15 protein-coding genes and 2 other annotated features (1 of these 17 only partly in view) are annotated in these 21,174 nt (G+C 51.3%); all 15 genes read left to right on the forward strand.

Annotated elements, in window-relative coordinates; all coding sequences use genetic code 11:
- Positions 1-30 (forward strand) — a binding site (T-box leader); it begins 231 nt to the left of the window's first position.
- Between the two features lie 144 nt (positions 31-174).
- On the forward strand, positions 175-1,743 hold the full coding sequence (locus tag DESGI_RS03490; protein WP_006520941.1) for a 2-isopropylmalate synthase: 1,569 nt from the start codon (positions 175-177) through the stop codon (positions 1,741-1,743).
- Between the two features lie 501 nt (positions 1,744-2,244).
- Positions 2,245-4,365 carry an ATP-dependent DNA helicase gene (locus DESGI_RS25560; protein ID WP_006520942.1) on the forward strand — a complete coding sequence of 707 codons (2,121 nt, stop codon included), beginning with the start codon at positions 2,245-2,247 and terminating at the stop codon, positions 4,363-4,365.
- A 57-nt stretch (positions 4,366-4,422) separates the two neighbouring features.
- Positions 4,423-4,680 (forward strand) — a binding site (T-box leader).
- Positions 4,681-4,748: 68 nt separating this feature from the next.
- Positions 4,749-6,047 (forward strand): phenylacetate--CoA ligase family protein, encoded by a 1,299-nt coding sequence (locus tag DESGI_RS03500; protein WP_006520943.1) that lies wholly within the window; start codon positions 4,749-4,751, stop codon positions 6,045-6,047.
- Between the two features lie 320 nt (positions 6,048-6,367).
- On the forward strand, positions 6,368-8,074 hold the full coding sequence (locus DESGI_RS23580; protein WP_006520944.1) for a DUF4825 domain-containing protein: 1,707 nt from the start codon (positions 6,368-6,370) through the stop codon (positions 8,072-8,074).
- Between the two features lie 172 nt (positions 8,075-8,246).
- A complete protein-coding gene (locus DESGI_RS03515) occupies positions 8,247-9,203 on the forward strand; it encodes a thiamine pyrophosphate-dependent dehydrogenase E1 component subunit alpha (RefSeq protein ID WP_006520945.1) in 957 nt (318 codons plus the stop codon).
- A gap of 22 nt (positions 9,204-9,225) precedes the next feature.
- Entirely contained in the window at positions 9,226-10,203 is a 978-nt protein-coding gene (locus DESGI_RS03520) for an alpha-ketoacid dehydrogenase subunit beta (protein WP_006520946.1), read from the forward strand.
- Between the two features lie 206 nt (positions 10,204-10,409).
- The gene (locus DESGI_RS03525) at positions 10,410-11,648 is read left to right on the forward strand and encodes a CinA family nicotinamide mononucleotide deamidase-related protein (RefSeq protein ID WP_006520947.1); all 1,239 of its coding nucleotides are present in this window, start codon (positions 10,410-10,412) and stop codon (positions 11,646-11,648) included.
- Positions 11,649-11,777: 129 nt separating this feature from the next.
- Positions 11,778-12,206, forward strand: a complete 429-nt coding sequence (gene tnpA / locus DESGI_RS03530) for an IS200/IS605 family transposase (protein WP_006520948.1) — start codon at positions 11,778-11,780, stop codon at positions 12,204-12,206.
- Positions 12,193-13,503 carry an RNA-guided endonuclease InsQ/TnpB family protein gene (locus DESGI_RS03535; RefSeq protein WP_015617911.1) on the forward strand — a complete coding sequence of 437 codons (1,311 nt, stop codon included), beginning with the start codon at positions 12,193-12,195 and terminating at the stop codon, positions 13,501-13,503. Before tnpA ends, DESGI_RS03535 begins: the two co-directional genes overlap by 14 nt.
- A gap of 700 nt (positions 13,504-14,203) precedes the next feature.
- Positions 14,204-15,493, forward strand: a complete 1,290-nt coding sequence (locus DESGI_RS03540) for a uracil-xanthine permease family protein (protein WP_006520950.1) — start codon at positions 14,204-14,206, stop codon at positions 15,491-15,493.
- A 95-nt stretch (positions 15,494-15,588) separates the two neighbouring features.
- On the forward strand, positions 15,589-15,777 hold the full coding sequence (locus tag DESGI_RS03545; protein WP_006520951.1) for a hypothetical protein: 189 nt from the start codon (positions 15,589-15,591) through the stop codon (positions 15,775-15,777).
- 161 nt (positions 15,778-15,938) lie between these two features.
- Positions 15,939-17,330, forward strand: a complete 1,392-nt coding sequence (gene asnS, locus DESGI_RS03550; protein ID WP_006520952.1) for an asparagine--tRNA ligase — start codon at positions 15,939-15,941, stop codon at positions 17,328-17,330.
- Positions 17,331-17,518: 188 nt separating this feature from the next.
- A complete protein-coding gene (locus DESGI_RS03555) occupies positions 17,519-18,619 on the forward strand; it encodes a Coenzyme F420 hydrogenase/dehydrogenase, beta subunit C-terminal domain (protein ID WP_006520953.1) in 1,101 nt (366 codons plus the stop codon).
- Positions 18,620-18,624: 5 nt separating this feature from the next.
- A complete protein-coding gene (locus tag DESGI_RS03560) occupies positions 18,625-20,544 on the forward strand; it encodes a thiamine pyrophosphate-dependent enzyme (protein ID WP_041285170.1) in 1,920 nt (639 codons plus the stop codon).
- On the forward strand, positions 20,545-21,156 hold the full coding sequence (locus DESGI_RS03565) for an indolepyruvate oxidoreductase subunit beta (protein WP_006520955.1): 612 nt from the start codon (positions 20,545-20,547) through the stop codon (positions 21,154-21,156).
- The last annotated feature ends 18 nt before the right edge of the window (positions 21,157-21,174 follow it).

Below are 21,174 nucleotides of genomic sequence, written 5' to 3' on the forward strand. Positions count from 1 at the left end.
TACCACGGAGGCAAACCCTTCGTCTCATATGTTGAGGCGAGGGGTTTTTAATTTTTTACAAGGGGGTGGTGGTGCGATGGAACCTGACCTTGGTGATCTTACCAGCGGTAGCGAACAATGTCAGCTAAACCAATTAAACCAACTAAACCAATTAAATCTAGGAGGAGATTATAAATGCGCAGGCTCTATGTATTCGATACTACCCTCAGGGATGGAGAACAGTCACTTGGCATAACACTAAATGTTCATGAGAAAATTGAAATAGCAAATCAGCTGGTCAAACTTGGCGTGGATGTCATCGAGGCTGGTTTTCCGGCTTCATCGCCGGGAGATTTGGAATCGGTGCGCACGCTGGCCCGGGAACTGAAAGGTGTGATAGTATGCGGCCTTTCCCGGGCGGTGGAGTATGATATAGACTGCTGCGCCGAGTCGCTGCGGGAGGCCGAGTACCCGAGGATTCACACCGGTATAGCGGTATCCCCGGTGCATATGGAGCAAAAGCTGAAGCTTTCCCCCGACCAGGTGGTGGAAGCTGCGGTGGCGGCGGTAAAGCATGCCAAAAAATACGTGAGTGACGTTGAATTTTACGCCGAGGATGCTTTTCGCAGTGAACTCCCCTTCCTGGCCCGGGTTTTGGAGCAGGTTATAGCAGCCGGGGCCACAGTGGTCAATATACCGGACACAGTCGGTTATGCCACCCCCTGGGAATACGCTGAAATGGTCAAATATGTCAAAAACCATGTCAGTAATATCGATAAGGCCGTGGTGAGCATACACTGTCACAACGACCTGGGAATGGCTACCGCCAACTCTGTGGCGGGGATCATGGCCGGGGCAGGCCAGGTGGAGGGCACAATCAACGGCATAGGGGAGCGGGCCGGCAATACCTCACTGGAGGAAGTAGTCATGGCCATTTATACCCAGCGTAGCCGCTACGGGATCGAAACCGGGGTGAACACCCGGGAAATTTCCGCCACCAGCAGGCTGGTGTCCAGGATTACCGGCGTGCCGGTGCCCGCCCATAAGGCCATAGTGGGGGGCAATGCCTTTATGCATGCCTCCGGCATTCACCAGGACGGTGTATTAAAAGAGAGGACTACTTATGAAATAATCAACCCGGAAGTGGTGGGGGTGCCCAAGAACAGGATTGTTTTAAGCGCCAGGTCAGGCAGGCATGCCTTCAGACACAGGTTGGAGGAATTGGGCTATTATCCGGAACAGGAAAACCTGGAGACCCTGTATCAAAGCTTTTTGCAACTGGCCGATCAAAAGGGGGAAGTTTTCGACCAGGATTTACACGCTCTTATGGGGGATAGCGTTTCGGAAGGCAGCAATATTAATATAAATAATATTTCTGTAACCACTGCCGGGGCTTCCAGGGCGACCGCCACAGTTACCCTTGAACTGGACGGTAATATGACCACGGATGCCGCCTGCGGCAACGGACCGGTGGACGCTGTTATCAGAGCCATTGACCGTCTGGTGGGTGAGCCCGTGACTCTGGAAGATTATACTTTACAGTCCGTCAGCCGGGGCAAGGAGGCCCTGGGCGAGGCCACGGTAAAGGTGCGCTGTGCCGATGGAGTACTGGTAGTGGGCAGGGGTATCAGCACTGATGTTATCGAGGCCAGCGCCAGAGCATACATTAATGCTTTGGTTAAGGTAAAAAGAATGGCTGAAGGAATCAACAGGCCGGCCTATGCCGCCATTGCTGATGAAGTTTCAGTGTTTACTAACCTCTGATTTCGCAACACTTATGAAGAAAGATTTTTTCAATTATAGTCGGGAAGATCTTGAAAGCAAGGGGCAAGTATAGTCGCGATTCCCTTGCTTTCCCCATGTCAGTGGTTGTTAATATAAGTTCCAATGCAGCAATAAATATTCTACATAAGTCTAAAGCATCATAGTTCAAAAAACTGTGCCGCTGGGACGGCGGTCACATGCCTGGGGAGCTAGGTTGCAGTAAGGACCTACTATGAACCAGGAAACTCCGTAACTTTGTTTTGCTCATGGAAGCCCCTTCCTGAGCGGAGCGAAGGGAGGGGTAGTTCACAATATAAGAGGCATGGTGGTTGTCACAAAAGATATGCCAATTAAAAAGTTTAGTTTGGGAGTTAATGTAAATAATATAAGGTAAGAAATCTTTTTGTTGATGATGGAGGTCGCCAGCGGGAAAGATACCCTGGTAAAACCAAGACGTTCCTATCTTACCTGATGTACTGGATATCATATTAATCGAAAGCGGTGATCGGTATAGCCCCCCAGGTAAGAACACGTGTACCCTTTGCGTACCGTGGCGAAGCGGAATTTTCGGCCGGCCTTGCCCAGTGGATTGGGCAGGTTTTTTATGACGTGCTGCCGGAGCACGGTTATGAAATACGTGAGGAACAAATCTTTACAGCCTTTCGACTGGCTGGTGCCATGTGCAAGGGAAAGGTGCATTTGGCGGAAGCTGGACTGGGCACCGGTAAGACCTTTGCTTATCTGCTTACTGCGGTTCCCTATGCCAGGTATAAAGGTAAGCCTGTCGTAATCGCCTGTGCTTCAACGGCCCTTCAAGAGCAGCTGGCCGGGCCAGGAGGAGATATAGAAAAATTATCGGAATTGCTGGGACTGGCTAGCGACGCCCGTATGGCCAAGGATTCGCGGCAGTATATTTGCGATGCAAAGGTTGACCGGCTTAATAATCCATTTTTCGGTCAGCCGGATAAAGCCCTGAGCCAGGTGCTCGGCTGGGCCGGGGAGACCGTCCGGGGCGAACGTTCCGAGATGCCCCGGGTGCCTGACCGGGTGTGGGCTCAGGTAGCCTGGGATGAGACTATGCCCTGCGAGACATGCTCAACCCGGGGATTTTGCAGGCCCATTAAGGCCAGGGAGCATTACCGGGCAGCCCGGGATTTGATTGTCTGTGATCATGACATTTTCTTTGAAGATTTATGGACGAGGGAAGAAAGAATTGCCGACGGAAAGCTGCCCCTTTTACCTGCTTATTCGGCGGTCATTTTCGACGAGGGCCATAAAATAATGCTGCCCGCGGCCATGAGGGCAGGCCGGCAGATTGTCCAGGCGGATATTAACAGCATGATCTTATCCTTCGAACGGATACAGGGGGCCAGGACATCCCTGCTCTCAGCCGCAGTGGCCCTGGAGGCGGCCACTGACCGGTTTTTTGAATTATTGCACAGCATGACCATCCAGGATGAGCGGAGTGACCGGCTGGCCGTTCAGGTAAATGATGAACTGCTTCAAGCAGCCTACACCATGCGGCGTGCCCTGGACACTTTGCACCTGCAACTGCAGAACGAGCAGGAGCTGCACATCCAATCTCTTTCCGATACCCGGCTGCAGGCCTATGAGGGCAGGGTTGAACGGGCGGTTGCAGCTCTGCGCCGGCTTGGCCGAAACCGGGGCCAGGATACCATAGCCTGGGTGGACCGGGGGGACGGCAGCTTTTGGGTGGTGCCCCGTGATCTCAGCGGGTTATTAAAAAAACATCTCCTGGACAAGGGATTGCCCGTGGTGTTTTCCTCGGCGACCCTGAGCAACGCTGGGGATTTCAGCTACTTTGCCCGCATCATTGGCTTGCCCGGAGTGTCCAGCTCAACCGTGGACAGTTCCTTTGAATATGATAAGCAGGTTCTGGTATACCTGGCTCAAGGCTACCCGGTGTGCTGCGAAGAAAACCGTGTTCCGGCCCCAGGCAAATCCGAGAATCACGAGGAAAACCGTGCTTCGGCTCCAGGCAAATCCGAGAATCATGAAAAAGACCTTGTTCCGGCTCATGGCAATTCCGAGTACCACCAGGTAAACTGGTTTTCTCTGGCTTTGAAACGCTTGGAATATTTGCTGCGGCTCTGGGAAGGCCGGGCGCTGGTGTTGACCAATGCTCCGTCGGAGGTTCGCAAAATTAGAATGGCCTTTCATGGGTACAGTTTTCCCTTTCAATTTCTTTGGGAGGACAGCGCCGAGCGTGGTTATTTGATGCGCAAATTTAGGGAAGATACCTCCTCGGTGCTGGTTGGCTCCGGGTTCTGGGAGGGAATAGACGTACCAGGTGAGGCGCTGTCTCTGCTGGTGATCTGGCAGCTGCCTTTTCCGCCCCGGGACCCGCTGATCGAAGCCCGCAGGCGCGAGGTACAAGAGCAGGGGCTTGATCCGGTGACTATGGTGGATTATCCTGAAATGGCCCTGAGATTAAAACAGGGATGCGGCCGGCTGATCCGCACCCGGGACGATCGGGGTGCCATAGCAATATTGGAACCCGTGCTGGGCATGCCCTGGGAGCGGGCTGTAAAAGGTGCTTTACCGTCAGGAGCACCGTTGGTTGAAAATTTGGCTGACCTGCTTCCCCCAAGCTTCCACTGAAAATAAAAATATTGACCTTTGGCGGGAATGTGGTAAAATACTTGATAAGTGATGTCGGAAAAGGTAATGAAGGGGAAAAGTAGGCGTAACACAGCTTTATAGGGAGGAAGCGTCATGGACTGCAAGCGCTTCTAAAGTATGATGCGTTGAAGTTCTCCCCCGAACTGCCGGGCTGAAACAATGGTAAGTAGGCCCGGACGGAAACTTCCACCGTTAAAAGGAAGGGGGTATAAGGAAGATTTCCTGTACTCTGCTAATAAGTGGGTCTTTTTAGACCAACAAGGGTGGTACCGCGAACTACTTTTCGTCCCTTAAGAGGGAGAAAAGTTTTTTTATTTTGTACACCAATTAGCTGAGGAATAACAAAAAGGAGAACGAAAATCATGTACTGGAATCCTGAATACGAAACCATGTCCCGCGATGAATTGGCCGATCTGCAGCTCAAAAGACTAAAGGCTTCCGTGGAGAGAACTTACAATAGTGTGCCTTTTTACCAAAAGACCTTTAAGGAAAAGGGCGTAACTCCCGGGGATATTCGGTCCCTGGATGATTTGCGCAAACTGCCTTTTACCATAAAGTATGATTTAAGGGATAACTACCCCTTTGGTCTTTTTGCCGTACCCCAGGATCAAGTGGTGCGGCTGCACGCGTCATCGGGTACGACAGGCAAACCAATTGTAGTGGGCTACACTCAAAATGATATTAATACCTGGTCGAATCTGATGGCCAGGGCGCTGGTGATGGCCGGGGGTACCAAAAATGATGTGGTGCAGGTTGGCTATGGCTACGGCCTATTTACCGGCGGGCTGGGCGCCCATTACGGCGTCGAGCGGTTGGGGGCTACGGTGGTACCGGCTTCAGGCGGTAACACCAGCAGGCAGCTCATGTTAATGCAGGACTTTGGCACCACGATGTTAGCCTGCACACCTTCTTATGCTTTGTACCTTGCCGAAGAAGGCGCCAACCAGGGGATGGACTTCTCCAAAATACCTTTAAGAGCGGGGATTTTTGGGGCTGAGCCTTGGTCGGAACGTATGAGGGAGCAGCTGGAGCAAAAGCTGGATATTATCGCGCTGGATATATACGGTCTCAGTGAAGTGATGGGACCCGGGGTGGCCATGGAGTGCCAGGATAAACATGGTATGCATATTCATGAAGATCACTTCATTGCAGAAGTTATTGACCCTGAGACGGAGGAACCGCTTCCCTATGGCCAGCCAGGGGAACTGGTGATTACTTCATTAACCAAGGAAGCTTTCCCTGTGATACGCTACAGAACCAGGGATATAACCATTCTTAATCCGGAACCCTGTCCATGCGGGCGCACCCATGTACGTATGCAGCGGGTAACCGGCCGCAGTGATGACATGTTGATTATCAGGGGAGTCAATGTATTCCCATCCCAAATTGAAAGCGTGCTATTGGAATTCGGGGAAACCGAGCCCCATTACCTGCTGGTTGTGGACCGCAAAGGCAACGTTGATGACCTGGAAATCTGGGTGGAGCTTTCGTCCACGATGTTTAACGATAAGGTACGCCTGTTGGAAAATTTGGAGCGCAGGCTCTATTCGCGAATTAACAGTGTGCTGGGTATCAACGCGCGCATCAAGCTGGTGGAACCGCGTACCATCCCGCGCAGCGAAGGTAAAGCCAAGCGGGTTGTGGACAGGCGGGAGATTTAGAAGCAAAGGGAAGCAAGGGGACGGTTCACTTGCTTCTCTCTGCTTCTAGGAAGCAGGGGGATGGTTCCCCTGCTTCTCTCGGGTATTCAAAGCCTGGGAACTTTGTTGCGAATCCCATTGCTTACATCAGCCGTTCCCGGCCTTGCCGGTCAATTTAATTATGAGCTTATGATAATGCCCCATCGCCGGGGCTTTTTTGTTACAGTAACATCCTATGATAGAATTTTTATGCTTGACAAAAAGCTGTCCACACTTCATGCTATCATAAATTAAAAGAATGTTTGGTAAAAACAAAGTCTAATAAGGGAGGTTTACTTAAGATGAGCAAAATGCCAGGACTTTTGGCAGGCAAAAGAAGCATTATTATCATTGTGGGGGCGCTTTGTGTATTAATATTAGGCGGGATTTTCTTAACAAATGTTATAAGTGCCGGCAATAAGGATGATGACCGTCATGATATAAATAATATTTTGCTTTCAGGATATAATCCCAGTGATTTATTTGCATATAAGTCTCAGTATATCGGAGATGCCAGTAATATTGGAAACCTGTTGAGTAAACTGCCCCTTGGTGATTATAAAAAAGGTATATCCCTGGCCACAGATGATAAACCATATGGTCTGATAGTTAATTATGATTTTAGTAACGTCGACATAAACGCAAATCAAGTCGACATAAACGCAAATCAAATAGAAACGGTTTTTCGAGATAACGCGTTAATAGTTTTTACGCTGATTAAAAATGTCGATCATATTTTCTTTAACAACGTCGATAACACTGCCGGCAACGCCGCTGGATTAAACAAACAGTTGAAATATCAATATACAAGAACCGAGGTTCAGCAAAGCTATCAACAAGATCTATGGGAATACTCCAGGGATATCAATGTGTTCAGTGATTTTTTAAAAAATCTTGCCTTTAAGCTGTGGGTATATCCTGAGCAATACACACTTGCAATGTCCAGTACTCCAGGCATACGCATTGCGGTGGAATATCAGAACCCTGTGGGGAAGGTCCGTTATGCAGCGGATAATGGAGTGCTGCTTACATGGGAAACTTCCACGGGTCAATTGTCCAAAGGTACCAAAACAATTGATCTACCTTATGGCAGTTCGGTATATTGGTCACCGGTCAGTGAGCATGGGCAAATGAATGACAGCCAGAGCAATAAGGATAAGGTAACTGTAACAATTTTTGACCCCCAGGAGAAAAAGATAGATGAAAAGTACGTCACCATCATGTGCGATGATTCAATATACAAAATCCAGCCCACGCCAGGCATTGTGATCGGAGTACCAGCACTGGCGTCGGAACCAAGAAATATTGAGCAGGCTGTCAGTGCCGCCATCAAGGATCAAGGTAAAGTTTACCTGGACGGAGAGTGTATAACTGAAGGGCACGTCATTTTAGATACAGAGGAGCGGGATGGCACAGTTAAGGCATATACCGTCGCCAGTGTGGGATGGTTTGGCTTTGAAAACGGTATTTTAACTAAAATAAGCGGCAGTGGGGCAATCCCAACCGTCATGACTTTTGCAAGAAATGAAAATGGTACCTACTCTTTACTTGAATATAAAGAGCCAATGGACGGGGCCGGTTATCCCGATTCCATTAAAAAGATGTTTCCCGCCAAACTGCATGATCAGGTGCTGATTAGCCAAGAGGGTTATGCAGACCTGGCCAGGCAGCAGGAAAAACAAGCTTTAGCGTATTTAACAAGCATTGGCAGAACGGCAAAGGTAAGTGCGGGTCATGTGGAAAAAAAATTGGTTGATATAAACGTTGAGGCTTCGAATAAGCTATTCTCAGAGTTTACTAAATATAATTCGTTTCTGAACAGCTGCCCATACTGGATTGGTACTAGAGAGCAAATTGAAAATGGCGTCAGATATATTTACGAAACCTTTCAAAGTAAAACAAGTGATGGTTACGACCTGATTACTTTCAAAAAAACCAGGGAAGATGGCACTGTCGTCCAGGAGTACAATTACAAAATCATAGGCACTGAGCCACAGATAATAGAATAGGCCGATGAAGCAGGGGGAAGCATGGGGCGGTTCCCCCGCCCCACACGTTTAAAACTTTCTCAACATTCTCAAATCTTTGTTTCCAAAAGGACCCAAGTGGTATAAAATTAGGACAATACAGTTGGACAAAATACAGTGCGGGTATGTAAAGAAAGATAAGGGAGGTTCCGCTATGGATAACAATGAACAAAAGAAACTCCTGCGGATGATGCTATTAATCAGGCGTTTTGAAGAGAAGCTGGTTGATTTAAGCAAGGATCCCCAAAAGCTTGGCGGAATGATGATTGTTTGCACGGGGCAAGAGGCGGTGGCTGCAGGGGTTGGAGCTGCCCTGGCGCCGGAGGATGTGATTATCAGCAATCACCGCAGTCACGGCCATTTGCTGGCCAAAGACGCGGAGCCGGATTTGCTTATGGCGGAGATATTCGGGCGGCGTACCGGCTACAACAAGGGCAAAAGCGGTACCTTGCACATAGCTGCGCCGGAAGTTAATGCTCTGTGCACCACCACTGTAGTGGGCGGGGGGATACCCATTGCTGTGGGCACAGCCTTTGCCGCGCAGTACCAGCAGAAAGATTTTGTCACGGTTTGCTTTTTTGGCAACGGCGCCTCGGACGAAGGCAGCTTTCATGAGGCATTGAATATGGCCTCCTTATGGAACCTGCCGGTAATCTTTGTTTGTGAAAATAATATCTATTCTGGTGCCCAGCGCCTGGAGGAGCACACTAAAGTTAAAGATATTGCAGACAGGGCGAGTGCCTACGCCATGCGCGGGGAGATGGTGGACGGCAATGATGCCCTGGCAGTTTATGAGGTTGTGCAAAAGGCCAGGGAAGACTGCCTTGCCGGAGCCGGGCCGGTTTTAATTGAGTGCAAAACTTATCGCTGGGGCGGTCACGGCACCAACGATGAGCAGCTATACCAGCCCAAGGATGAAATTGCCCGCTGGAAAGAACAGTGCCCCATTAAAAAATTAAAAGCTTCTTTGATGCAGGCGGGGACGCTTGCTGAACAGGAATACCAGGACATGGAGTACGAAATAAGGCTGATAGTGGAGCGGGCTGTGCAGTTTGCCGAGGCCAGTCCCTGGCCTGATCCGGCTGAAGCTTTAGAAGATGTTTATGCATGATATTATGGGGGAGGTAGAGAAAATGCAGGAACTCACCCTGGGCCAGGCCGTCAACCAGGCCCTACGCGAAGAGATGAGCCGCGATGAGCGGGTTTTTATAGCTGGAGAAGGTGTTGGGGTAAGTATTCATAGCGATCCGCGCATGGCCACCTACGGTCTGTTGGAAGAATTCGGGCCCCGCAGGGTTAAGGATACCCCGGTTTCGGAGGCGGCTATCGCCGGTCTGGCTGTAGGCGCGTCTGTAATGGGACTGCTGCCGGTGGTGGAGATTATGTTTAATCCTTTCTTTACCATTGCCGCGGACCAGATTGTCAATCACGCGGCCAAGCTACGCTATCTATCCGGCGGTAAAAGCAAGTTCCCACTGGTGGTACGGATTAAGACCGGGGCAGGCATTGGGGCCGGGTGTCAGCATTCCCATAACCTGGAGGCCTGGGTTGCCCACTCGCCGGGGCTTAAGGTGGTCATGCCCGGTACACCGGCTGATGCCAAAGGGTTGTTGAAATCGGCCATCCGTGACGAAAACCCGGTTATTTTTATTGAAGATATGATTTTAAACTTTGTTCCCGGTCCCGTGCCTGAGGGAGATTACACAATTCCCATTGGCGTGGCGGATATTAAAAAACCCGGCAAGGATGTGACGGTGGTCACCTGGTCCAAAATGCTGGGTGCGGCCTTTAAAGCCGCGGGGCAGCTGGAGCAGCAGGGTATCAGCGTGGAAATTGTTGATTTACGGACTCTGGTACCCCTGGATGAGGCCACTATTTTAGAGTCGGTCAGGAAAACCGGCCGTTTGGTGGTGCTGCACGAGGCTACCCGAACCGGCGGTTTTGGCGGTGAAATCGCCGCACTGGTGGCGGAAAAAGCCTTTGACATGCTGAAAGCTCCGATAAAACGGGTAACAGCCCCGGATATACCAGTGCCCTTCAGTAAACCCTTGGAAAATTTCTATATGCCCAACGAAGTTAGTTTAATGGAGGCAATTAAAGAGCTATTTTAGAAAATCGGGGAAGCAGGGGGTGATTCTCCTGCTTCCTTTTGTTTTACCCATTATTCTGCCGTACGAAGAAAGAGGGGGGAGCAGAGGCAGGAAGCAGGAGAACCGTCCCCGTTGCTTCATCTTGCTTCCCAACAAAAGCTATTATATTCCTGGCGATTGTAATATAATTAAGCCCTAATAACACATTTTGCACAGGGGGCAGGTATATGATCTGTGAAATTATCTTTACCGGTACGGAATTACTGTTGGGTCAGATACTCAACACAAACGCGCAGGTAATCGAACGGGAACTGTCCACGCTGGGCATAGACTTGTATTACCAGGTTACGGTGGGTGACAACCTGCAGCGCTGTGCCGCGGCCATTAAGCAGGCGGCCGGGCGGGCAGATTTAATTATCGTGGGCGGCGGGCTGGGGCCAACTGAAGATGACATCAGCCGCGAGGCGCTGGCCGAGGCGCTGCAGTTGGAACTTGTGCAGGATGAGAAGGCTTTGGAGGTGGTCAGGCGCTTCTTTGACCGGCGCGGCATACCCCTTACGTTAAATAATCTCAAGCAGGCGCTGGTGCCCGCAGGGGGACGGGCCATCGACAATCCAATCGGCACTGCCCCGGGCATCATAGTGGAGCAGGCTGGAAAGACATATATACTGGTGCCGGGCCCTCCTTCGGAATTTAATATGATGGTTAAGGAGCAGGTCATTCCTTATTTGATAGGCAGGCTGGCGAGCCAGGTGGGGGTGATTAAGTCCAGGGTGCTTAAATTCTGCGGTATTGGCGAATCGCTGCTGGATGAAAAGCTGAGCGATTTATTAAAGAGCACCAACCCCACCATAGCACCCACAGCCAAATTTTCCGAGATACACCTGCGCCTCACTGCCAAGGCACGGCAGTCGGATATGGCGGAGGAAATGATTGATGCCATGGAAAGCAGGGTCAGGGAGCGCCTGGGCGCTTTTATTTTTGGCGTTGACGACGAAACCCTGCCCGGGGCGGTAACCCTGGTTTTGCGCGAGCAGGGCAAAACAATTGCGGTGGCTGAGAACTTCACCGGCGGGCAACTGTCCTATCAATTATCCTCCGCCGCCGGTGCGGAAAGTACCTTTACCGCCGGGCTGGTTGCCAGGGATTACCGGCAGCTGCAGGAAAAAGCCTGCCTGCAGCTGGGCGATATACCTACCAGGGCTATGGAAAGGGCCGGGCACATGGCTTCAATGGTCAGAAAACAGTTTGGCACTGATATTGGGGCCGCCGTAGCTGTGCAGAGATCCGGAGGGGATGATGCCGCGGTGGCGGAATATAATTTATATATAGCGGCGGATTGTAATGGTCGTCTGATGATGAAAAAGGTACTATGGAGCGGCGAACGGGACGAGATGGCCAAGCGGGCCTCTACTGTGGCTTTGGTACTGCTGTGGCGGTATTTAAAGCATGGTATACCGTTTTAGAAACCTGGGGGAGCACGAGGGGGCTGTAATCCCCCTCAATTATTGAGGGGATACACGGACTCCCTCGTCCGGGCGTAAGCCCGGCAATTTCCCCTCGCAAACATAGGTTTGCTGTGATATAATAATGGTATGAAAAACCAAACTTGGAAGTCAACAGGCACAGCAGTTTACAACATCAACTATCACTTTGTATGGTCAACCAAGTATCGCAAAAAAGCGCTAACACCGCCCATCGAAGAAACCCTAAAGGCGGTTATCATTGACCTTTGCGAGGGGCACGGATATGAGCTAATCACAATGGAGGTGATGCCGGATCATGTGCATATTTTCCTATCCGCGCCCCCGAAGATAGCCCCGGCGGTAATTGCTAAAATACTCAAAGGAGCCAGTGCCAGGATGCTATTCACCCAGCGCCCGGAACTAAAGAAGAAACTATGGGGCGGTCACCTGTGGAACCCGTCCTATTACGTGGGTACCGCCGGTGACATGTCCAAAGAGACTATCCAGCGCTATATCGAAACCCAAAAGGAAGGCGGTGAAGCCGGTGCTGCTTACTGAGAAGGTCGTCCTTTCACCGACCCCAAAACAGGAACAGTGGCTCTGGCAAATGAGTATGGCCGCCACAGAGCTGTATAATATCGCCCTGCAACAGCGCAGGTGGCACTTTTACCGGCATCACGGCACCACCCAAAGCCTAAGTTATACTTACCAGAACAGTCAACTGGTAGAGTTAAAAAAAGCGTTCCCTTGCTTTAACCAACTTTACAGCCTGGTCGCCCAAGAGGTCCTGAGGCTAGTTAACAAAGACTATCGTTCATTCTGGGGCCGTTTAAAAAACCAGCGGCTAAACGGCGATGAGGTTACTGCCAGGCCACCCTGGTTCAAAAGTGCACTTAAATACTTTACGCTACCCTATATTCAAAGCGGTTTTGAGCTTGACGGTGAATATTTGGTAGTTTCCGGCGGCATGGAGTCTTATAAAACCAGCAAAGGCAAAACAAAGCGTCGTCAGTATAAAGAACGCATCAAGATCGAAGGCTACCGTAACCTGCCGGACAATATCCATAGTCTGACCATCTCCTACGAGAAGGGCAAATATTATGCCAACCTGGTGTATGAAATAACCCCTGCCAAGCTGGGCAGCGAACGTCCCCTAAAGGTTGTCGCCTTTGACCCCGGCGTTAAGACGTTCCTGACCGGGGCCACCGACAGCGGGTGCCTTATAGAGGTACACTCTACTGTTAATCGCAGCACCAGGTACTTCGACAAAGAAATCGACCTCGTAAAATCCAAACTCGACCGGTGCAAGAAAGGTTCCCGGCGCTGGAGGAGACTAAAAAAAGCACTAAGCACACTTTATCAGCGTCGCGCTGGCCAGATAAACGGTACCCTGCACGCCACAGCAAAACTATTGGCTAACAGCCGTCACGATATTATTTCCGTTGGTAGTCCCAACAAACTGGGGATGGTATCAAGCGACCCGGCCAAAGGTAAAGGCAACCAACGTATCAACCGTGCCGTACAGAATAACTGGCCCCATAAGAAGTTCCTCGGCTACCTCGGCTATAAGACAGAAAGCCGCGGTAAGTATACTCACAAAGCCGACGAACGGTATAGCACCCAGACGTGCTCTAATTGCGGCAACCGGCAGAAACTCAAGCCCACGATACGCACCTACAAATGCCCAAAATGCACTATGGTGCTAGGTAGGGACGATAACGCCGCAATCAATCTGCTGAATAACTTATTAACCAGCTTCTACAGGCCGAAAGTGAACTACAGGGACTATCGTAAGAAGATATATAGCCGTACCCTAAGTGGTCAGTGGTATGTGGCCTATAAGAAGGTTGGCTAAACCTAAAAGTTATTGCCTCTTGTGGCCGGGCCATATCGAAAGGTATGTGCCGTAGCAATACGGAAATCTCTGGGATGCTGAAAAAAGCTCCCGGCTCTAAGTTGACTATCTTGGGTTAACTTGGATGTCCCTTACTTTAGTACACTTTAGTAAGGGGAGGAGGTCACGGAGATGCTTTTCTTAAGCTGATCCCCAAATCGCTTGCCCGGCACGGTAGATAATGCTGTAGTCAGAACCGCTTGGCTTTACTATGGGGCAACTACCTGACAAATATTAAAAATAATTAATAATTTACTAACATTTATTTAATAATTACAGTTTACAATGATTAAATAAAACATAATGCCATTCACGACAGTATTTAAAATTTACATGAAACGGTAGGTGTCCCCATGCGAGGTTTTTACCTTCTGATTATTATTCTGGCTATAATAACCATATTTTTACCATCAGTGCATCGCGGGATTATTTGAGGTTTTTTTAAGGACATGGTTGGAAGCAGTACTTAAGATTGGTTAGAAATAATGCTTAAATAAGTGAATGCTGGTTCCGGAGTCTCCCGTCCGGTGCCACCCTAAAGAGCCCGAACCATTTAAGGAGTCGGGCTTTATTGATAGTCATGCTTTGAAAACTTAAGTCCTAAACTGTAATATATAACTTGGCCGGGAGTATTGTATTTAAGAGAGAGCCGGGTGATATTTTGCAAAAGCTAAAATTAAAATACGCTTTAGACGAGGTCCCCCCCTATGCGGAATTGCTTCTATTCAGCCTGCAGTGGCTGGCAATCACCATTCCCATCATTATTATTATCGGCCAGGTGGTGGCGGTGCTGCACTTCGAAAACACCGGGGACCAGATAATCTACGTGCAGAAGTTGTTTTTCATAACGGGGCTGGTGATGCTGGTGCAGTTGTTATGGGGGCACCGCCTGCCGCTGATTATGGGCCCTGCCGCGGTGCTGCTCATTGGTGTGCTGGCCGGTCAGGGAAGCAGTATGCAAACGGTTTATTCTTCAATTTTTATTGGCGGTATTATACTTGCAATATTGAGTATTTCCGGTCTTTTCGCCCAGCTAAAAATATTATTCACTACCCGGGTGGTAGCAGTTATTCTTTTATTAATTGCCTTTACCCTTACGCCCACCATTATGAATATGATACTACCTGCTGCCGGCAGTAAGGTATCTGCTTTACTTAATATCTTATTTGCCCTTGGCATGGTGCTGTTGATGTTTGTAGCCAACAGGTTTTTGACCGGTATGTGGAAATCTACCTTAATAATTTGGGCCATGATTATTGGATCGCTGGCCTACTCAGTGGTATCGCCGTCGTCCGTAGTCATTGATGCCGGCAATTATAAATGGCTGGCCTCTTTTATTAATGATATCTCCTTTGAGCTGTCACTGGAGCCAGGTGTTTTGATCTCGTTTCTGGTTTGTTTTCTGGCTTTATCCATTAATGACCTGGGTTCTATACAATCGGTTGGCGAATTACTAAAACCCGCCAATATGCCCCAACGCATAACCAGGGGGATCACCTTAACCGGCCTGGCTAATATGCTTTCGGGTTTTTTGGGGGTTGTCGGTCCGGTTAATTTTTCATTGAGCCCAGGGGTAATAGCTTCAACGGGGGTGGCCTCTCGTTTTACTTTAATACCCACTGCCCTGGGTTTATTGGTGCTGTCCTTTTTGCCCGTGGCCATTGCCTTTATGGACAGTATACCCTCTGTGATCATTGGTACGGTGCTTTTTTATGTGATGTGCTCACAAGTGGCAGCCGGGCTTATGATGGCTTTTAGTTCCAGGGAATTTAATTTTGATAGCGGTTTGGTTATTGGTTTACCCGTCATGCTGGGGGTTGTAATTGCTTTTTTACCTGCGGAGGTGCTAAATACAATGCCCGCCTCGCTCAGGCCCATTATCGGCAATGGATTTGTGGCTGGGGTTTTTACGGTCATGTTTTTAGAGCACATTGTTTACCGGAGCAAGTAAGGAAGCAAGGGGACGGTTCTTCTGTTTCCTTACCAACACTTACCGGGGTTTGCCCGGCCGAGTTTTTGGCACAGCTAATACAGGAGGTGATCCCCTTGAAAAAAATTACAAACAAGGACAAGGGCTTGAATAATATGACCGTACCAATTCACAGGGACAACGCGGAACCCGGCTTTATTCCTTTTTACGAGTTCGCGGAGGGATTAACCGATATGGGTAACAAACAAAAAGCGGACAAACGTGATGATGCGCACGGATATGGTGTTGTTTACAACAAAAGATAGGAGTTATTTAAACCGTTAATGTAATTTCTTATGTTAACGGTTTTTATTTGGATTTACCGGTTAAAGTACATAGATATTGTAGTAATATGGTAACAGGGGGAATACTAAAATATTATAATTATTGCCGCATAGATAGCTACTTTACCGGAGGGGTGAATTAGATGCAAACAACAGCGATTAAAAAGCTGTACAAACAATCCGAAAAATATCTGGGCAAAAGAATAAAAGTTAACGGCTGGGTCAGGACGGTGCGGGCGTCCAAGGCCTTTGGCTTTATTGAACTTAATGACGGCACTTTTTTCGCCAATTTACAGGTGGTGTTTGAGGAAAGCCTGAGCAATTTTAAAGAAGTAGCCAGGCTGGTTACGGGTTCCGCCATAACCGTGGAAGGCGAGCTGGTGGAGTCGCCCGGGGCGAAGCAGCCCTTTGAGCTAAAGGCTGAGAACATAGAAATAGTGGGCAGCTGCGCTGCGGATTACCCGCTGCAAAAGAAGAGGCATACCTTTGAATTTCTGCGCACCATAGCTCACCTGCGGCCCAGGACCAATACCTTTGCCGCTGTCTTCAGGGTCAGGTCGCTGGCCGCCTACGCTATTCACAAATTCTTTCAGGAGCGGGATTTTGTTTATGCACATACCCCTGTAATTACGGGCAGTGATGCCGAAGGAGCCGGGGAAATGTTCAGGGTCACCACTCTGGGCTTCGATAACACTCCCCGTAACGAAGCCGGTCAAGTGGATTTCACCAGGGATTTTTTTGGCCGGGAAACCAATTTGACGGTCAGCGGGCAGCTGGAGGTGGAGACATATTGCCACGCCTTTGGCAAGGTGTACACCTTTGGGCCTACATTCAGGGCGGAAAATTCCAATACGCCCAGGCACGCTGCTGAATTTTGGATGATTGAGCCCGAGATAGCCTTCGCGGATTTAAAGGATGACATGGATCTGGCTGAGTCGATGATGAAATATGTGATTGGTTATGTTATGGAAAACGCCCCGGAGGAAATGGACTTCTTTAATAAGTTCATTGACAAGTCGCTGCTGGCCCGCCTGGAAAACGTGTTAAAGTCCGAGTTTGGCCATGTTACATATTCGGAGGCCATTGATATTCTCAAGAACTCCCCGGAAAAGTTCGAATACCCCGTGGAGTGGGGGTATGACCTGCAAACCGAACATGAGCGCTATCTGGCGGAAAAACATTTTCAAAAGCCGGTTTTCGTCACGGATTACCCCAAACAAATCAAGGCCTTTTACATGCGCATGAATAACGACCAAAAGACGGTGGCGGCGATGGACCTGCTGGTTCCCGGGGTGGGTGAAATCATCGGCGGCAGCCAGAGGGAGGAAAGGCTGGATTACCTGGAGCAAAGGATGAAGGAGCTGGGACTTAGCCCGGAGGATTACTGGTGGTACCTGGATATTAGAAAATATGGCGGCACCACACACGCCGGCTACGGGCTAGGCTTCGAGAGGCTGATTATGTACTTGACGGGTATGAGCAATATCCGGGATGTGATATCCTTCCCCAGGACACCCAAGAACGCCGAGTTTTAAAAACACTGCCGGGCCGGTGCCAGGTGTTAAAAGTTGAAAATCTTTGATTTTCAACTTTTAACACCTGGCACCAAAGCTTTACGAATTACCTTTCTTTATTTATAAGCGGGCATGGCAAAATAAGGTTCTGAAACAGGTTGCATAATGGTATAATGTTTACATCAATTGACTGATTGGGGGTTGTTAGTGTGCCGGGTCAGGAACGGCTGAAAAATGAAATAATAGATGGTGGTTTATGTTCGGCTTGCGGCCTTTGTGTAGGCTTGTGCCCGTATATTAAAACCAGGCGGGACCGGGTGCGGGTGATTTATCCCTGCGGCCTGCAGGAGGGCACCTGTTACAGCGTATGCCCCAAAACCGGGCTGGACGTGGGGGAAATGGACCGGGCGGTATTTGGCCGGGAAAGGGAGGATCAGGCCCTGGGGGTGCTGCAGGGCATTTATTTTGCCCGCGCGGCGGGCGATAAAGCACCTGGTGCCCAGTACGGCGGGGTGACCACGGCGCTGGCGGCCCTGGCCCTGCGGCAGGGACTGATTTCCGGGGCGGTGCTTACCGGTGGAGAGGCGGACAACCCCCACCCGGCGCTGGCCCGCACGGCGGGCGAGGTTTATGCCTGTGCCGGTTCCAAGTATGTGGGCGTACCCACCCTGGCTGAGCTGAACCGGGCGCTGCGCGACGGCTTGACGGGCCTGGGCGTGGTGGGCCGGCCCTGTCAGGTGGCGGCGGTGCGCAAAATGCAGCAGGGGAACCTGCCTGGGGCGCAGTTTAATGTGCCGGGTGCAGTGGAGCTGGTGCTGGGGCTGTTTTGTTTTGCCTCTCTAACCCCGGACTTTTACAGTTTTTTGTCCGGGCAGGTTCAGGGGGAAAAAGTAATTAAAATGGATATCCCCGAGGACGGCCCGGTGGTGGAAACCAGCGCCGGCAGCTACCGCTGGTCGATGGATGATTTACGTCCTTATATACACAAAGCATGCAATCTGTGCCTGGACCCCACCTCCGAATGGGCGGATATCGCGGTGGGGGCAACCGAGTACGACCGCGCCTGGAATACGCTGGTGGTCCGCTCGGACAGGGGGCGGGATTTACTGAATCTAGCCCTGGACAAGGGGGTAATCGAGATAAAGGAATATCCACCCCAAAGGCTGCCTGTGTTAAGGCGAGCAACATTAAATAAGAAAATGAGGGTGCTGGCTGATGCAGAGTATCAAGAAGGCCGTCCGGGCTGCCCGGTGGTGCCGTTAGAATATCGCAGGCAAATAGAAGAACAGTGGGGGGGTGTCAGCCAGTGACCATTATGGGAGTATGTAAAGAACAGCCGGGTGTGCGGGTGGCGCTGACCGGCAACGAGTCCATTGCCCGGGGTGCCCTGGAGGCCGGGGTGGCTTACGCTGCATCCTACCCGGGCTCGCCCACCGCCGAGGTGTTGGGCACCCTGGCCAAAGTGGCCGGGGAGTTTAACTTATATGTGGAATGGTCGGTTAATGAGAAAGTTGCCATGGAAGGGGCGGCGGCAGCTTCATTCACAGGTTTAAGGTCGCTGGTGGTTATGAAGGCCGACGGCCTCAATGTGGCCCTGGACTTTGCCAGTGCCCTGGCTCTTTCAGGCACCCGGGGCGGGATGGTCATTGTGGTGGGGGATGACCCTTCTTCCCACTCCAGCGTGCGGGAGGAGGATTCCCGCAACCTTTGCAAGGCGCTGCACCTGCCCATATGGGAACCTTCCTCGGTGCAGGAAGCTAAAGATATGACCAGGGCAGCCTTTGACTTGTCGGAACAGTTGAAATTGCCCGTGGTGGTGCGCTGTGTTACCCGGGTATGCCACGCCAGCGGGGACGTGGAACTGGGGGAATTGACCCGCCCCGAGCGCCGGCCCGTGTTCGGCCGTGATGACCGGGTGATCACATTTTCCATTCAACTGCATGCCCAGCTGGAGCAGAAATTGTCCCGGGCGGCCGCTGAGGCCAGTGATTCGTTCTTTAACGGTTATTCCGGGCCGGCCAATGCCCGGCGGCTGGTCATTGCCAGCGGGCCCAGCGCCATGTATGCTTTGGAAGCTCTGGATATGCTGGGGCTGGCCGGCGGTGTGGGGGTGCTTAAGCTGGGCACTACCTGGCCGCTGCCGGAAACCCTGCTGCTTAACTACCTGAAAAACGCATCGGAAGTGGTTTTTGCTGAAGAAGTGGAGCCTTTTGTCGAAGATAATGTCATGGCCCTGGCGGCCGGGCACTGGAACGAGCTGGGGAGTATTAAGTTTTACGGTAAGCGCAGCGGGCATGTAGCCGGCCCGGCGGGGGCCGGTATTGGCGAGCTCGACCCGGATGTGCTGGCGGGCTCGCTGGCCAAAATATTTGATGTGCCCTGGGCCGGGCAGACCATGCTGACTTCCCGGGAGGCCGAGGAACTGCTGGGTGAAAAGATGCCGGGGCGTGAACTGGCCCTGTGTGCCGGGTGCCCGCACCGGGCCTCCTTCTGGGCCATCCGCACTGCTTTGGAGCTGGACGGCCGGGAAGGCGTCGTGCTGGGGGATATCGGCTGCTACACCCTGGGGATAGTCAGAACGGGCTATTATTTGCTGCAAACCATGCACTGCATGGGGGCCGGGGTGGGTATCGCCGGGGGATTGGGTAAGCTGAACCGTTTTGGCTTCAATAAACCTGTGATCACCGTGGTGGGTGATTCCACCTTTTACCACGCTGCGGTGCCGGCGCTGATCAATGCCCGCTATAACCGTGCCAATTTTATGTGTGTGGTGCTGGACAACGAAACCACCGCCATGACCGGCCACCAGCCCCACCCCGGACGGCAGACCACTGCCACCGGCGGGCCCGCAGATACCGTCTATATGGAAGAAATTATCCGGGGCCTGAACATACCCTATGCTATTTCCGACCCCTATGATGTGGATGCCACCATAAATGCAGTTTGCGATATGCTGCAGCTGTCTGGCCCCCGGGTGCTGATACTGCGGCGCACCTGCGCCCTGGCGGCGGTGAAGGGCAAGGAGAAGAACCGGGTGTATGTGGATTGGGATAAATGCATTGGTGATGACTGCGGCTGCGGCCGGTTCTGCAGCAAGGTGTTTGCCTGCCCGGCCAACATTTGGGATGCCGAGCACGGCAAGGCGCGTATTGACGAGGCGGTATGCAACGGCTGCGGAGTCTGTGCCACCCTTTGCCCGCAGCAGGCCATTGTGGTGGAAAGGACGGTGGAATAAATGAGCACTTTTGTGGAACCGCTGAATATCATTATTACCGGCGTGGGCGGTCAAGGCAATGTGCTGGCTTCCCAGGTGGTTTCCGTGGCCGCGGCCGTGGCCGGGTACCGGGTGGTGGTGGGTGAAACCTTCGGGGTTTCCCAGCGGGGCGGCTCGGTGATGAGCCATGTGCGCATTTCCAAAGATAAACCCTATGGCCCGCTGATTCCCAGAGGCAGGGCCGGGGTGATTGCGGGCTTCGAGCCGCTGGAAACACTGCGGGTGATGGTGAATTACGCCAACCCGGACACAGTTACGATTATGAATGACCGTCCCAACTACCCGTTGGGCTGTTTGCTGGGCGAGGATAAGTACCCCGACCCGGCCCGCATAGAGGAGACGATTAGAAAACTGGTGGCCCGGGTGCACCGCCTGCCGGCCACGGAGCTGGCCAAGGAGGCGGGCAGTCCCCTGGCGGCCAATATGGTGATGACCGGTGCGCTGGCGGGCAGCGGCCTGTTGCCCTTCGGCCGGGAATATTTAACCGCTACCATTGAACTGTTGTTCAAGGACAGCGTGCGGGATTTGAACCTGGCCGCCTTTGAGCTGGGCTACCGGCAGCTGGCGGGGTGAAGTTGCGGGTAAAAACTG

The sequence above is a fragment of the Desulfoscipio gibsoniae DSM 7213 genome, assembly GCF_000233715.2.
GTDB lineage: Bacteria > Bacillota > Desulfotomaculia > Desulfotomaculales > Desulfallaceae > Sporotomaculum > Sporotomaculum gibsoniae.

Coding starts and splice junctions, on each gene's coding strand:
- DESGI_RS03490 (WP_006520941.1), top strand. CDS start 175: ATGCGCAGGCTCTATGTATTCGATACTACCCTCAGGGATGGAGAACAG.
- DESGI_RS03515 (WP_006520945.1), top strand. CDS start 8,247: ATGGATAACAATGAACAAAAGAAACTCCTGCGGATGATGCTATTAATC.
- DESGI_RS03565 (WP_006520955.1), top strand. CDS start 20,545: ATGAGCACTTTTGTGGAACCGCTGAATATCATTATTACCGGCGTGGGC.
- DESGI_RS23580 (WP_006520944.1), top strand. CDS start 6,368: ATGAGCAAAATGCCAGGACTTTTGGCAGGCAAAAGAAGCATTATTATC.
- asnS (WP_006520952.1), top strand. CDS start 15,939: ATGCAAACAACAGCGATTAAAAAGCTGTACAAACAATCCGAAAAATAT.
- tnpA (WP_006520948.1), top strand. CDS start 11,778: ATGAAAAACCAAACTTGGAAGTCAACAGGCACAGCAGTTTACAACATC.
- DESGI_RS03525 (WP_006520947.1), top strand. CDS start 10,410: ATGATCTGTGAAATTATCTTTACCGGTACGGAATTACTGTTGGGTCAG.
- DESGI_RS03560 (WP_041285170.1), top strand. CDS start 18,625: ATGGGAGTATGTAAAGAACAGCCGGGTGTGCGGGTGGCGCTGACCGGC.
- DESGI_RS03500 (WP_006520943.1), top strand. CDS start 4,749: ATGTACTGGAATCCTGAATACGAAACCATGTCCCGCGATGAATTGGCC.
- DESGI_RS03520 (WP_006520946.1), top strand. CDS start 9,226: ATGCAGGAACTCACCCTGGGCCAGGCCGTCAACCAGGCCCTACGCGAA.